Source organism: Nitratireductor aestuarii, from assembly GCF_014641695.1.
GTDB lineage: Bacteria > Pseudomonadota > Alphaproteobacteria > Rhizobiales > Rhizobiaceae > Chelativorans > Chelativorans aestuarii.
Window position 1 is genome coordinate 28,352 of the sequence record NZ_BMIF01000010.1, and the last position, 13,402, is coordinate 41,753.

Annotated in this window: 12 protein-coding genes; 8 read left to right on the forward strand and 4 right to left on the reverse strand. The window is 61.8% G+C overall.

Features of this window, described 5'->3' with window-relative positions; translation table 11 throughout:
* Positions 1-3: 3 nt before the first annotated feature.
* Genes IEX27_RS15475 through IEX27_RS15495 form a run of 5 tightly spaced genes read left to right on the forward strand, consistent with a single transcriptional unit; the run spans position 4 to position 5,109 of the window.
* Positions 4-1,266: an acetyl-CoA hydrolase/transferase family protein gene (locus IEX27_RS15475; protein ID WP_188721986.1), complete on the forward strand. Its 1,263-nt coding sequence runs from the start codon at positions 4-6 to the stop codon at positions 1,264-1,266.
* Positions 1,263-2,420: a CaiB/BaiF CoA transferase family protein gene (locus IEX27_RS15480; protein WP_244630397.1), complete on the forward strand. Its 1,158-nt coding sequence runs from the start codon at positions 1,263-1,265 to the stop codon at positions 2,418-2,420. Before IEX27_RS15475 ends, IEX27_RS15480 begins: the two co-directional genes overlap by 4 nt.
* Before the next feature lie 52 nt (positions 2,421-2,472).
* Positions 2,473-2,928, forward strand: coding sequence for a MaoC family dehydratase (locus IEX27_RS15485; RefSeq protein WP_188721987.1), 456 nt, complete (start codon positions 2,473-2,475; stop codon positions 2,926-2,928).
* Positions 2,928-3,779: an HpcH/HpaI aldolase/citrate lyase family protein gene (locus IEX27_RS15490; protein ID WP_188722105.1), complete on the forward strand. Its 852-nt coding sequence runs from the start codon at positions 2,928-2,930 to the stop codon at positions 3,777-3,779. The genes IEX27_RS15485 and IEX27_RS15490 overlap by 1 nt, the downstream gene beginning before the upstream one ends.
* Before the next feature lie 34 nt (positions 3,780-3,813).
* Entirely contained in the window at positions 3,814-5,109 is a 1,296-nt protein-coding gene (locus IEX27_RS15495; protein ID WP_188721988.1) for an MFS transporter, read from the forward strand.
* 5 nt (positions 5,110-5,114) lie between these two features.
* On the opposite strand, the gene IEX27_RS15500 is transcribed toward IEX27_RS15495, so the two are convergent.
* Positions 5,115-7,241 (reverse strand): acetate--CoA ligase family protein, encoded by a 2,127-nt coding sequence (locus tag IEX27_RS15500; RefSeq protein ID WP_188721989.1) that lies wholly within the window; start codon positions 7,239-7,241, stop codon positions 5,115-5,117.
* A gap of 39 nt (positions 7,242-7,280) precedes the next feature.
* Positions 7,281-8,429: an acyl-CoA dehydrogenase family protein gene (locus tag IEX27_RS15505; RefSeq protein ID WP_188721990.1), complete on the reverse strand. Its 1,149-nt coding sequence runs from the start codon at positions 8,427-8,429 to the stop codon at positions 7,281-7,283.
* Between the two features lie 220 nt (positions 8,430-8,649).
* Here IEX27_RS15505 and IEX27_RS15510 point away from each other — a divergent pair, with 220 nt between their 5' ends.
* Genes IEX27_RS15510 through IEX27_RS15520 form a run of 3 tightly spaced genes read left to right on the forward strand, consistent with a single transcriptional unit; the run spans position 8,650 to position 11,615 of the window.
* Positions 8,650-9,750, forward strand: a complete 1,101-nt coding sequence (locus IEX27_RS15510) for a C4-dicarboxylate TRAP transporter substrate-binding protein (protein WP_188721991.1) — start codon at positions 8,650-8,652, stop codon at positions 9,748-9,750.
* 7 nt (positions 9,751-9,757) lie between these two features.
* Positions 9,758-10,297: a TRAP transporter small permease gene (locus IEX27_RS15515; RefSeq protein ID WP_188721992.1), complete on the forward strand. Its 540-nt coding sequence runs from the start codon at positions 9,758-9,760 to the stop codon at positions 10,295-10,297.
* 13 nt (positions 10,298-10,310) lie between these two features.
* A complete protein-coding gene (locus tag IEX27_RS15520) occupies positions 10,311-11,615 on the forward strand; it encodes a TRAP transporter large permease (RefSeq protein WP_188721993.1) in 1,305 nt (434 codons plus the stop codon).
* Between the two features lie 79 nt (positions 11,616-11,694).
* Here the strand turns inward: IEX27_RS15520 and IEX27_RS15525 are convergent, their stop codons facing one another.
* A complete protein-coding gene (locus IEX27_RS15525; RefSeq protein WP_188721994.1) occupies positions 11,695-12,486 on the reverse strand; it encodes an IclR family transcriptional regulator in 792 nt (263 codons plus the stop codon).
* Positions 12,487-12,537: 51 nt separating this feature from the next.
* On the reverse strand, positions 12,538-13,344 hold the full coding sequence (locus tag IEX27_RS15530) for an enoyl-CoA hydratase/isomerase family protein (protein WP_188721995.1): 807 nt from the start codon (positions 13,342-13,344) through the stop codon (positions 12,538-12,540).
* Positions 13,345-13,402 lie beyond the last annotated feature (58 nt).

Here is a 13,402-nt window from a genome sequence, read left to right on the forward strand (position 1 = left end):
GCCATGAGCGCCATCCTTGCCAAAGATCTGCAACTGCGTTCCGTCGTGACGGAGGGCAGTCGCGTGCTGGTCGGGCAGGGAACGGCCGAGCCGCTCACGCTGACGCGGGCGTTCATGCGGGAGGCGGGCGAACTGCCTCCCTGCAGCCTTTTCATCGGACCAACGTTCTCGGACACGTTCGCAGGCCAGGCACCGGAGCACATCCGGTTCGAGAGCTATGGGGCGATCGGCGCGGCATCGAAGCTCGCGCGCGACAAGCGACTGCACGTCTTTCCGGAGCATTTCTCGAGCCTCGCGGAGGCATTCCGAGATGGATCATTGCCGGTCGAAACGGTTCTTCTTCAGCTCAGATCTTCGTTGAAGGGTTGCGGCTATAATCTTGGTCTTGCACGTGATTTTGTTGTCGATGCAGCGCGGCGCGCCAAGCATGTGATCGCCGAGATCAACCCGTGGCTTCCGGCCTGCCGGGGCGGCGAAATAGGCTATGACCTCGAACTGACACATATCGTGGAGGCCGAGCATCCGCCCGTGGAAGTTCCGCCGGCCGTGGTCGGCGAAACGGAGGAGAAGATCGCCTCAATCGTGGCCGCACTCATCCCCGATGGGGCAGTCATTCAGGTGGGCGTGGGCGCCATTCCGACAGCGGTGCTGCGGGCGGTTGTCAGCCACAAGGATCTGGGCTTCCACTCGGGCGCCGCTCCAGACGAGTTGGTCGATCTTGCCGAAAGTGGCGTCATCAACAACGCGAAGAAAGAAGTGGATCAGGGCGTCTCGGTGACGGGCATTCTTCTCGGCAGCCGCAAGCTCTATGAGTTCGCCCATCGCAATCCCGCTTTCCGTCTTGCCGGACCGCAGAAGACGCACAGCCTTTCCTATATCGCGCAGCTCAAGAATTTCTTCGCCATCAATTCGGCCCTTGAAGTGGACCTGACGGGCCAGGTGGGCGCCGAGGAAGTCGGCGGACGCCACGTCGGCGCAGTCGGCGGGCAGGTCGATTTTGTTCGCGCCGCCCGCTATTCGGAAGGCGGCCGGGCGATCATCGCATTTCAATCGACGACCCGCGACGGCAGGAGCCGCATCGTGCCGAAAGTCGGCACCGTCACCTGTGCGCGCTCGGACGTCGACGTCATTGTCACCGAACATGGCGCGGCGGAACTGCGGGGCCAAAGCCTCGATGAGCGCGCAAAGCGGCTGATCGCCATCGCCGCGCCGCAATGGCGCGAGGCGCTGGAACGGGCGTGGTTTGAGGGGAGAGCCGAGCTTTGAGCGCGAAGAGAGGCGGTCCGCTTGCAAGCATTCGCATCGTGGAGATGGAGGGCATCGGCCCCGCACCGCTCGCCGCCATGATGCTGGCGGATCTGGGTGCCGAGGTGATCCGCATCGAGCGCCTTGCTCCGGGTGACGCCGGCATTGCGCGACCGCGTGACTTCGACTTTGGCCTGCGCGGACGCGTGGCCATTCCGGTGGATCTGAAGCAGGCGGAAGGCCGCGGGCTCGTTCTTGATCTGGTTGCCAAGGCTGACGGCCTGATCGAAGGATTTCGTCCCGGTGTCATGGAGCGGCTGGGGCTTGGGCCCGAGCCTTGCTTCGCGCGCAATCCGAAGCTCGCCTATGGGCGGTTGACCGGCTGGGGGCAGGATGGCCCGCTGGCTGAGACCGCCGGACATGATCTCAACTATCTGGCGCTGACCGGTGTTCTGGATCGGCTCGGGCGAGCCGGACAGGCGCCAACACCGCCCATCAATCTTCTGGGCGATTATGCCGGCGGCAGCTTCCTCATGGCTTTCGGCATGCTCGCGGCTATCATCTCGGCGCGCGAAACCGGCAAGGGGCAGGTGGTGGACGCTGCCATGGTGGACGGCGTGTCGCTCCTGGCTGTGCCTCTGCTGGGTCTCATCGGCGCTGGCATCCATAATGGCGGGCGGGGCGAAAATCTGCTCGACACCGGCGCGCCGCACTATGATGTTTATCAGTGTGCGGACGGCAAGTGGTTGTCCATCGCTCCGATCGAAGGGAAGTTCAGAATGCAGCTGCTGGAAGGTCTGGGCCTTGCGGCTGATACGTTTCCGGATGTGGGCAGCAAGGAGAACTGGCCGGAGGCTCGCCGCATCCTTGCAGCGCAGATCGCTTCGAAGCCTCGTGCTCACTGGGAGATGGTCTTTGCGGGCACGGATGCCTGTGTGACCCCGGTGCTGGACTTCGATGAAGCTCAGGCGCACGAGCACAACCGGGCACGCCGCGCGCATGTCGAGGTTTCCGGCAAGCTGCAGCCAGCACCTGCGCCAAGATTTTCCGGCACGCCAGCGGGCATTCCGGAAATGAAGGGCAGGGGCGGCGATGAGGCGGCACAAGTTTTGGCAGGCTGGGGCGTTTCGGGCGACAGGGTCGAAAGCCTCAAGGCTGCCGGAGTGATTGATTAGGTTTTGAAATTCAGCGCCGGTTTTGGCGCATCGACCAGCATGGGAGAGAGAAGTGGCAGGACTATATTATGAAGAGTTCGAGGTGGGGCACGTGTTCGAGCACCCGCTCTCGCGCACCGTTACGGAATACGACAATATCTCGTTCAGCCTGATGACGCTGAACCCCCAGCCGCTTCATATCGACAACCATTTTTCCGAACAGACGGAATGGGGCAAGCCGCTCTTCAACAGCCTTTATACGCTTGCCATCATGATCGGCATGTCGGTGCAGGACACAACGCTCGGCACCACCATCGGCAATCTTGGCATGAGCGACGTGAAGTTCCCGAAGCCCGTGTTTGCAGGCGACACGCTCAGGGCGACCACCAGGATCGTCAGCAAGCGTGAGAGCGCGTCAAGGCCGACCGCCGGCATCGTCGAGTTTGAACATACCTGCTTGAATCAGCGTGGCGAGGTTGTCGCGAGCTGCCGCCGCATGGGCCTCATGCACAAGAGGCCAGCGGCATGATGCGCTCGCTGCTGTTTGTTCCGGGCGACAGCCCACGCAAATTCGCCAAGGCCATGGGCACCAATGCCGATGCGCTGGTGCTTGATCTGGAAGATTCCGTTGCCGCATCGGAAAAGGTCGGTGCGCGCGTGACGGTTGCAGACATGCTGCAGGCTGACCGCGCCGGGAAGATCCTGATTGTGCGCGTGAACGCCTTCGATACGGGCATCACGCTCGATGATCTGGCGGCGGTCATGCCCTATGCACCGGATGCGGTGATGCTGCCGAAGTGCCGGGGTGGCGCCGACGTGGAACTGCTCGGCCATTACCTGAGCGCCTTTGAGGCGGCTAACCGCATCGAGCGTGGCCAGACCGGCATCGTGGCCGTTGCCACGGAGACGGGCGAATCCGTGCTGGGGCTCTCGACCTACAAGCCGGATCCGCGCCTGCGCGGTCTGCTGTGGGGCGGCGAGGATCTGATCGCTTCGATCAACGCCACGAGAAATCGCGACGGCGAGGTCTATAGCGGTCCGTTCCTGCTCGCGCGCAATCTGTGCCTGATGGCGGCTTCCCAGGCAGGTGTGGGCGCCATAGACACGGTCTGCACCAATCTTGGCGACCTCGACTATGTGGCAGCCGAGGCGCGGGCGGCGCGACGCGACGGTTTTTCGGCCAAGGCCGTCATCCACCCGAACCATGTCGACCCGGTCAACGCCGCGTTCCAGCCGACGGAAGAGGAAATCGCCTGGGCCCGCAAGGTCGTGCAGGCCTTTGACGCAAATCCGGATCAGGGCGTGGTCAACATCGACGGCAAGATGATCGACAAGCCCCACGAGCGGGCGGCGCGCAAGATCCTTGCGATGGTGAAGTAATCCGGGGTTCATGCGGCGGGGGTGAAGGCAGGCAATGACGACGACCGAGGGGGATCTGTCGCAGGGTTTTTGGAACACGACGCGGATCGCGGCTCTTGTCGTCATCATCGGGTTCCTCTGCAATTTCGTGGCAAGAGGCATCGTGGATACGTATCTCGTGTTCATGCTGCCACTGGAGAAGGAGTTCGGGTGGAGTCATGGCGCGCTGACCCAGGCTTACTCCATCTACCTTCTTACCCTCGGCGTGTTCTCGCCGCTGACAGGCGCGATCCTCGACAGTTGGGGGCCGCGCGTGTCCTACCTCGCCGGGGCCACCCTGATGACGGCTGCCATGTGGATCGCCTCTCAGGCGTCTGAAATCTGGCATTTCTACCTGACGGTCGGCGTCATGTGCGGCATGGGCTCCTCTCTGATGGGCATGGTTCCAGCCGCAGCTCTTGTCGGCCGCTGGTACGACCGGCAGATGAGTGTTGGTATCGCCCTTGCCTATGCCGGCTTCGGCTCAGGCATGCTGGCGATCGTACCGCTGGCGCAGGCCAGTATCGATGCGTTCGGCTGGCGCGAGACCTACCGCATCATTTTCCTATGCATGCTGGTCGTGGTGCCGCTGATTGCGATCCTGCCGTGGAAGCGGATTGCCCACGGCGCTCCCGGCAACCCGCGCGCCATGGCGGCACGCCGTCCTAAGAAGCCTTCGGCGGAGGAAACGCCCGCTCGGCAATGGGACGTGCGCAGCGCCATCCGGACGCTGGAATTCTGGCTGCTCGTGCAGGCGTTCTTCTTCACGGCAGTTGCAGCCTACCTCACCACGATACAGGTGATCGCCTTCCTGATTGACCGGGGCTATCCGGCCATTGAGGCCGCTCTTGCCTTCGGCGTGGCCGGAATGCTGTCGATCGGCGGCGTGATGGTGTCGGGCTGGGCCAATGTCCATTTCGGCATCCGCCGCGCGACGGTGATTTCCTTCTTCGGCACGTTCCTGGGCATTTTCGGCCTGTTTCTTTTCGCGCTCTGGCCGCATCCCTCCTGGGTGCTGCTCTGGGTTCTGGCCTTCGGCACCAGCCAGGGGGCGCGCGGGCCGGTGATCAGCGCGCTAAACGCCCGCATCTTTGCGCGGGGCAGGGTGAGCTCCATCTACGGGCTGATCTTCATGCTGATGTCTTTTGGATCGGCTTTCGGCGCGTGGCTGTCCGGCCTGCTGCACGATCTGACGGGAGACTACATGGTTGGCTTCTTTGTCGCGAGCCTCAGTGTGTTCCTGGCCGTCGCGCCGTTCACGCTGACGCGGCGGCTGGTGGACGCAAGGGAATTGCCCCCACCTTCCGCCTGAACGGTTTAAACGCGATCAACCTCGATCAGCGCATCGAGCGCTACCGCGCCCTTACCTTCATCGAGGATCACGACCGGGTTGAGGTCGATGCTCTTCAGGCGGCGCCCGGCGCTCACAGCGAACTTCGAGAGGTTTGACAGCATCGTTGCAGCCGCATTGATGTCAGCGGCTGGTTTGCCGCGCGCGCCCTTCAGTATCGGGGCGAGCCTGCTGCGCTCAATCATCGAGCGCGCCTGATCGACAGAGAACGGGCAGCGGCCGAGCACGGCATCGGGCATCAGTTCGGCAAAGATGCCGCCGGGGCCGAAAATCGCTATCGGTCCGAACACCGGATCCTGCTTGATGCCAATGATCGCTTCCGTGCCGCCCTTGACCATCTGGGCCACTAAAACGCCTTCGATGCGCGCATTTGGCGCCTTGGCGCGTGCGCGTTCCATTAGCGTCGCGAAGCCGCTCGCAACTTCATCCGCGCTGTTGAGACCCACGAGCACGCCGCCCATCTCGGTCTTGTGGAGGATATCGGGCGAGAGGATCTTCATCACCACGGGGAAACCGATGCTTTCCGCTGCAGCCAGCGCCACCTCGACGGTCGCGCAAGCCTGCTCGCGGGCAAAACCGATACCGTGCCGGGCAAGCAGCTTCTTGGCTTTCGCCTCGCTCGGCGTGCTTGCTGGAAGCTCCACCGGCAAGAGGCCCTCGGCCTCTTCCCTACGCTTTCGGTTGGCGAAGGAACGACCAAGCCTGCCCATGGCCGCGACAGCAGCAACCGCGCGGTCAGCATCCTCGAAGATGGCGATGCCGATGTCCTCATAGGCCTTACGCTGCGCTGCCGTCAGTACTGCGACGAGCACGAACAGCTTGTCAGGGAAGCGCTGCCGTTTCTCAAGAAGCTCTGAATAGAGCAGCTTGCCGAAGGACTCCGTGCCCGCCACCTGCGCGAAAAAGGCTATGATCGAGGTGTAGTCAGCCTCCGTAGTCATTGCCTCAAGGCAGGTGTGGAGCAGCGACGTATCGTTGACGATATGGGCCGTGCAATCGACCGGGTTGCGGAACGAAGCAAAGGGCAGGACGTCGTGCAGACGTTCCTGCGTTGCCTTCGGCATTTCCGGCATGTCTACGCCACGGTCCTCGGCTGCATCGCTCATCAGGACGCCGGCACCGCCGCTCACGGTCAGCACGCCGAGACGGTTCGGCTCTGGATAGATGCCATGTGCCGCCACTCGCGCGAAATCGAGCAGCTGGTCGGCCGACTGGACGCGGATTGCGCCAAATTCCTCAAAAATGGCATTAGCCACGAGATCGTCACCGGCGATGGAGGCGGTGTGGGATGCTGCTGCCTTGGCTCCGAGCTGGCTTCGTCCCACCTTCATGATGAGCACCGGCTTGCCGGCGTCGCGTGCGGCGGCCAGGCCAGCCATGAGCGCACTGCCGTCCTTGATGCCTTCCATATAGGCGGCGATCACGCGGGTTTTCGGATCCGATGCCAGGCATCCGATGACTTCGCCGACGGAAACGTCCGCCTCGTTGCCGGTCATCACGCAGAGCGGGGCGCCTATGCCCGCATTGCGCGCAAGCGTTGCCAGATGCGAGCCGAAAGCGCCTGACTGGCTGACGATGCTGACGCCGCCATCGATCGGCCAGCCTGTCTCGAAGGTGGTCGTGAAGGTCGGAAACCAAGCACAGCGCGCGTTGAAAAGCCCGAGCGAGTTCGGCCCAAGCATTCGCAGGCCGCTCTCCCGTGAAATCCGGGCGAGTTCAGCCTGTGCGGCGGCTCCTTCGGCTCCCATTTCGGCAAAGCCCGACGAGAAGACGATCGCCGCCTTGCATCCGCGTTGTCCGAGCCGCCGCAGAGTATCGGCCACGTGTTGGGCGGGAAGGGCGACTATGGCCGCATCGGGCGCTTCCGGAAGGTCCTCGATGGAGGGATAGGCCTTAAGGCCCTGGATCTCGTCCCGATTGGGATTGACCGGATAGATCGTGCCCTTGAAGCCGGCCTCCAGCATCCACCAGATCGGCCTGCCGCCGATACGGCTTCGCTCGGCGGAGGCCCCGATCACGGCAACGGACCGGGGCTCCAGAAGGGCATTGATGGAAGCAAAGTCGTACGACTTGGTAATCGATGGTGCGTTCATTCGAACTCGCCCGCAGATGGATGCAGTTGGGTGTCTTACTCAGTTGCCCGGCAGGTTCAGGACCGCCTTGGCGATGATGTTCCGTTGGACCTGGCTGGTGCCGCCGGCGATGGTGGAGGGCCGCGACTGGAAGAACATGGTCGCGCTGTCCGCCTGACCGGCGTTGTCGCCGTCCGCAACCACGCCATCTTCGCCGGTGATCGCGAGGATTTCCTCGGTCACCGCCTGATAGGTTTCGGAACTGAGCAGCTTCAGGATCGAAGCTTCCGGCCCGAGCTCGCCGCCATTCTTCACGAAGTTGGAATAGTCGGCATAGAGCGCCAGGAAGTCCTCATAGTCGAGGCGGAGCTTCGTGTACCGTTCCAGGCTGAAGCCCGGAAGCTCGTCCTCGCCGCGTGCCGCGATCGCATCAAGCTGGTCGATCGCACCCTTGATATAGCGCGGGCTGCCGACAAAAAGCCGTTCGTGGCCGAGCAGCGCCTTGGCAATCGTCCAGCCTTTGTGGAGTTCACCCACGAGGCTGTCGAGGGGGATGCGGACATTGTCGAAGAACACTTCGCAGAATTCGAGCTCGTCGGAAAGCGTGCGGATCGGCCGGACCGTGATGCCGGGCGTCGCGAGATCAACCAGGAAGAAGCTGATCCCTTCCTGGCGGATGCGCGGATTGGGGTCCGTGCGCGCCAGCATGAACATCATGCTCGACTGGTGCGCCATGGTGGTCCAGATCTTCTGGCCGTTCAGCACCCAGTGTTCATTTTCCTGAACGGCGGAAAGGCGGAGAGAAGCAAGGTCCGATCCTGCATTCGGCTCCGAATAGCCCTGGCACCAGATGTGTTCGGTGCTGATGATTTTGGGCAGGTAGCGCTGCTTCTGCTCCTCGGTGCCGAATTGCATGAGCAGGGGGCCGAGCATCACCAGACCCATCTCGTGCAGGCGGGGAACGCCGATGGCGCTCAACTCTTCCGCAAAGGCGATCTGGTGCGGAATATCGAGGCCCATGCCGCCGTATTCCACGGGCCAGGCTGGTGCGATCCAGCCCCGCTCCGACATCTTCTTGTTATAATCAGCGACCTCAAGCGGGCCGATGCGGCGGGTGGCGTGAAGCAGGTCCGGCGGAAATATGCTGTCAACATAGCTTCGGACCATGGCCCGGAATTCAGCTTCCGGCATAGAATTGTAGTCGGTCATGTCTGCAGGCTCTCCCTCGACGTGCCACTTGATGGCATCGTCCGGGAAAACGTAGCCGCCGAATTTCCATCGGTCAATTATCAGAACGGTATTTTTATTCTTGAACGATGCCCGGGTGCCTGCTACGCATAATGTACTCGAAAATGATTGTTGAAAGCGACACACACATTTGAGTTTTCATTACACGCCGGGAGGACGGAGGCGTGTTAGGGAGGAAGAAATGAAGCATACAATTTGCCTGGCTGCAGGCATTGCTGCAATGGCATTTGCTCCGACGGCCCTTGAAGCGAAAACGCTCACATACGGTACTTATCTCGGCGCCCGCCATTCCACGAATGTCGACAGCGTTCTTCCCTGGATGAAGGCTGTGGAAGAGGCGACAGGCGGCTCGCTGACCTTTGAACTGGCAGCTGACGGCACGCTGGTAAGCGGCCGAGACTCTCTGCAGGGTATCCGCGACGGCCTGATCGACATGTCGACCATCGTCGACTTCTATACGCCGAACGACCTCAAGACGAGCACGATCCTGACCGAGCTTGCAATGCTCGGCACGGATGCTGCCGTCATGACCGCGGCCATCAACGAGATGCAGGTCCTGAATTGCGAAGGCTGCGTCAAGGAAGCGGAAGACAACAACCTGAAGATCCTGGCGGTCTACGCCAGCTCTCCGTATCACCTGATCTGCAACAAGCCGTTCGAGACGCTCGAGTCCTTCAAGGGCGCCCGCATCCGGGCGACGGGCGCCTGGGCAATCTTCTCGCAGGCCATCGGCGCGACGCCGGTGAACATCACGTCCGGCGAGCAGTATGAAGCGCTGCAGCGCGGGCAGGTGGACTGCACCCTCATCAACATTCCCGCGCTTACCAACTATTCGCTCTTCGAAGTGGCGAAATACGTGATCAACCTGCCGATCGGCACGTTCCACGGCGCCCATGTCTACAACGCCAACACGAGCGTGTGGGAAGGGCTGACCGACGAGGAGCGCAAGGCCTTCATCGACAACATCCCGCAGGCCATGGCGAACCTGACCGAGGGTGCGATCAAGACCGACGCGGAAGCGGTCGAGAAGTCGAAGGCGGCTGGAGTTGTCTTCGCCGATCCTGATCCGGCACTTGTGGAAGCTCTTGAGCAGTTCAAGAAGGACGAGCTGAAGCGTGCCAAGGAGCTTGCAGAGAGCCGCGGCCTCAAGAATGTCGACGAGCTTTTCGCTAAGTTCCAGGAACTGATCGCCAAGTGGGACGACAAGATGAAGGAGATCGGCGACGACTGGGATGCCTATGCCCAGGCGCTACAGACCGAAATCTACAGCAAAGTCGACTGAGCGCGGCATGGGGACGCCCGTCGTTCAGAAAGATGAATTGCCCGGCGTCGTCCGGGCAACTTCTTCTCTGCTCATGATCGCCGGTTCGGTGGGCATGGCAGCCATGATGCTGCACATCTGCATCGATGTCTTCAGCCGCTTCCTTTTCGGCGCGCATATTGTCGGCACCCTCGAATACGTCACCTATTTCTATATGGTGGTCGTGGTCTTCCTCCCTCTGGGTCGCGTTCAGGAAGAGCGCGGTCATGTCTTCGTGGAGGTGATTAGCCAGCTCTTCACGCAGCGTGCGAATGTCTGGATCGACCGCTTCGCCCAGTGCTTCACATTCGTTTACACCGCCTTCATTGGCTATTGGGGCTGGCAGGAGACCATGCGGTCGTTCACCCGCAACGAGGTGGTCACCATCCTGCAGTCGGACCTGCCGCTCTGGCCGACCCGGCTGCTGGTGCCGGTAGGGCTCGCTGCCATGTGCGTGGTGATCCTCGCGCAACTTGCCCAAAGCTTTCGCTCGGGGCGTCTTCCGCCGCGTGAAACAGTGACCCACTGACCTGGAGCTTACGATGACCCCCTTGATGATTGGATTCTCCGGGATCGCAGTGCTGTTCGTGCTGCTGGCGCTCCGGGTTCCCATTGCGGTGGCATTGGGTGCCGTGTCGCTAATCGGGATCGGCCTCATTCGCGGCGTCGATGCCGTCTATGGCGCCGCTCGCAGCATGCCCTATGCCTTCGTGGCGAAGTGGGAGCTCTCCGCCATTCCGATGTTCCTGCTGATGGGCTCCATTGCCTATTACTCAGGCCTTACCGCCTCCCTGTTCAAGACCATGCGCTTGTGGTTTGCCTGGCTGCCGGGCGGGCTTGCCGTCGCCACCAATTTCGGTTGCGCAGGCTTTGCAGCTGCCTCCGGCTCCAGCATGGCAACTGCAGCCTCCATGGGCCGACTGACGCTGCCGGAGATGGAACGCTACGGCTATAATCCGGGGCTTGCCACAGGCGTCGTCGCGGCGGCGGGAACGCTCGGCTCGCTCATTCCGCCAAGCATCATGCTGATCGTCTTCGGCATGATGACGGAAACATCCATCGGCAAGCTCTTCATCGGGGGTATCCTGCCGGGCATCCTGACGGCCGTTGTCTATACGATCATGATCGTTGCCCGCTGCAGCTGGAATCCGGAACTGGCGCCAGCACTCAAGGAGCGGGTGACATGGTCTGAACGGTTGTGGGCGCTGGCCGACACCTGGCAATTGCCTGTGCTGATCCTGATCGTGGTCGTCTCGCTCTATACGGGCCTCGCAACCACGACCGAGGCAGCCGCCGTGGGCGCCTTTGCTGCCCTTGTCATGGCCGCCATGAGCCGAAATCTGACTTTCGACGTCATGCAGAAATCGGTCGTCGACGCGCTGAAGAGCACTGCCACCATCCTCTTCATCTCGTTTGGGGCGATCTTCTTCAGCCGGTTCCTGACCTTCTGCGGCCTGCCGCAATATATGGCCGGACTTGCCGAGACAATGGCCTATAGTCCGCTATTGCTGCTGCTATTCGTGGGCATGATCTATCTCATCCTCGGGATGTTCCTCGATCCGCTTGGGCTTCTGCTGCTCACCGTGCCGATCTTCCTGCCATTCTTCCAGGCCGTCGGTTACGACAAGGTCTGGATGGGCATCATGGTGGTGAAGTTCATCGAGATCGGCCTGATAACGCCGCCCGTCGGCCTGAACGCTTTTGTGGTGAAGGGGATCGTTGGCGACAAGATCAGCCTCGGCACCATCTTCAAGGGCCTGACATGGTTCATCGGTGCGGAAGTGGTGGTGGTCGTCCTGCTGACCTTGTTCCCCGACATCGTGATGGTGCTGCCGAACCGGATGTAGCCGGTCTGACAGACAGCAAAACAAAAAGAGCGGCTCGCGGGCCGCTCTTGCTATTTGTGCCTTCTACAACGGCGAAATGTCAGAGGGATTGCGTCTCGCTGATCTGACCCTGCACCTGCGAGATCTCCTTGGCAGCCGCGATGGTCTCGGCAACAAGGCGTTCGCTGTTCAGCTTGAAGCGCTCGACCGGCACGCCAAGCACCACGCCGCCCACCAGCCCGCCGCTGCCGAAGATGGGGGCCGCAATACCGGCGAGCCCCACCGTGGAAGCGCCGATCGTCAGCGCATATCCTCGCTCGCGGACTTCCTGCAGCTGCGCCTCGATCGAGGCGCGGTCGGTGACCGTGTGTTCCGTCAATTTGCGGAACTCTGTACGCGACAGGTAATCGTCGACAAAACGCTTGGGCAAATAGGCGAGCAGGATGAGCCCACCCGCCGTCGCATAGAGCGGACGGCGATCGCCGACCGTCGCGGCAAAGCGCAGTGCCTGGTTCGACTCCGCCTTGGCGATATAGGAAAACTCCTCGCCGCCGGGGGCAAGCTCGCAGATCATGGCAGTTTCCTGCGTCCGCTCGGCCAGCCGGTGGAGCGTCGGCAGGGCAGCCTCGGGAAAGCGGCGACGCGCGACAATAGCGGAGGCGAGGCTGAACGAGCGGCCCGCCAGCCGATAGACGCCATTCGAATATTCGGCATAGCCGGACTGGGTAAGGGCGCGCATGAGATTGAGGACACTGCTCTTTGGCGTCTCCATGCGCCGGCTGAGGACGGCGAGCGTCATGCCCTTGTCGTCCTCTGCAAGCATCTCGAGAATTGCCAGCAACCGGTCGGCAGAGCGGGGAGTTGCGTGCTGCGCTGTCTTTGGTTCAGTCATTCTTTGCCCAGTTCCGGGTTGCCATGCTGCGTCGCATGCTGCGTGCCATGTCTATCGTCCGGTGAACACCGGCTTGCGCTTTTCACGGAAGGCGCGCGTTCCTTCAAGAAAATCCTGGGTCCCGAACACCACCGCCTGTCCCATTTCCTCGCGCAGGAGATAGGCATCGAGCGTGTCGTTGAGCCCCGCGTCCATCAGCAGCTTTGACATGCCGATCGACACTCCGGGTCCCCGTGCGATGCTTGCGGCAAGGTCCTTCACCTGATCAAGGAAACTTTCGTCCGGCAACACACGGCTCACCATGCTGATCTGCAGTGCCTCCTCAGCGCTATAGGTGCGGTTGCTTAGGACGAAATCCTTCGCTCGTGCAAGCCCGATGACGCGAGGCAGAGTCCAGAGGAGACCTAGATCCGGCAGAACGCCGACGCGGGGGAAGCCGGCAGCGAAATAGGCGGACTGCGAGGCAACGACGATGTCGCCCAGCATGGCTAGCGAAGCGCCGGCGCCTACGGCTGCGCCGTTGACGGCCATGATGATGGGTTTTTCCACCCGGGCGAAGCGGCGGACGAAACTGTGCGACAGCGCCATACGCTCGCGCGTGGCGACGGTACCGGGGGTGTCGTCCATGGTGCGCAGGTCGCCGCCCGCGCAGAAGGCATTATCCTTGCCGGTGATGATGAGCACACGCTGAGAAGGGTCGTTGGCGAAGAGCTCGATGTTCTGTGCGAACGCGGTCTTCAGTTCGAGCGACAGCGGGTTTCTGAGATGCGGCAGGTTCATCTGCCACACGGTTACCCCGCCTTCCGTGGAAACGGCCAATGCTTCTGCGACCGCGCTTTCCGTGACCTCTTGTGACATCGGGTTTGTCCCTCAGGATTAGATATAACAATAACTTTACCGGATCATTTCATCCAAC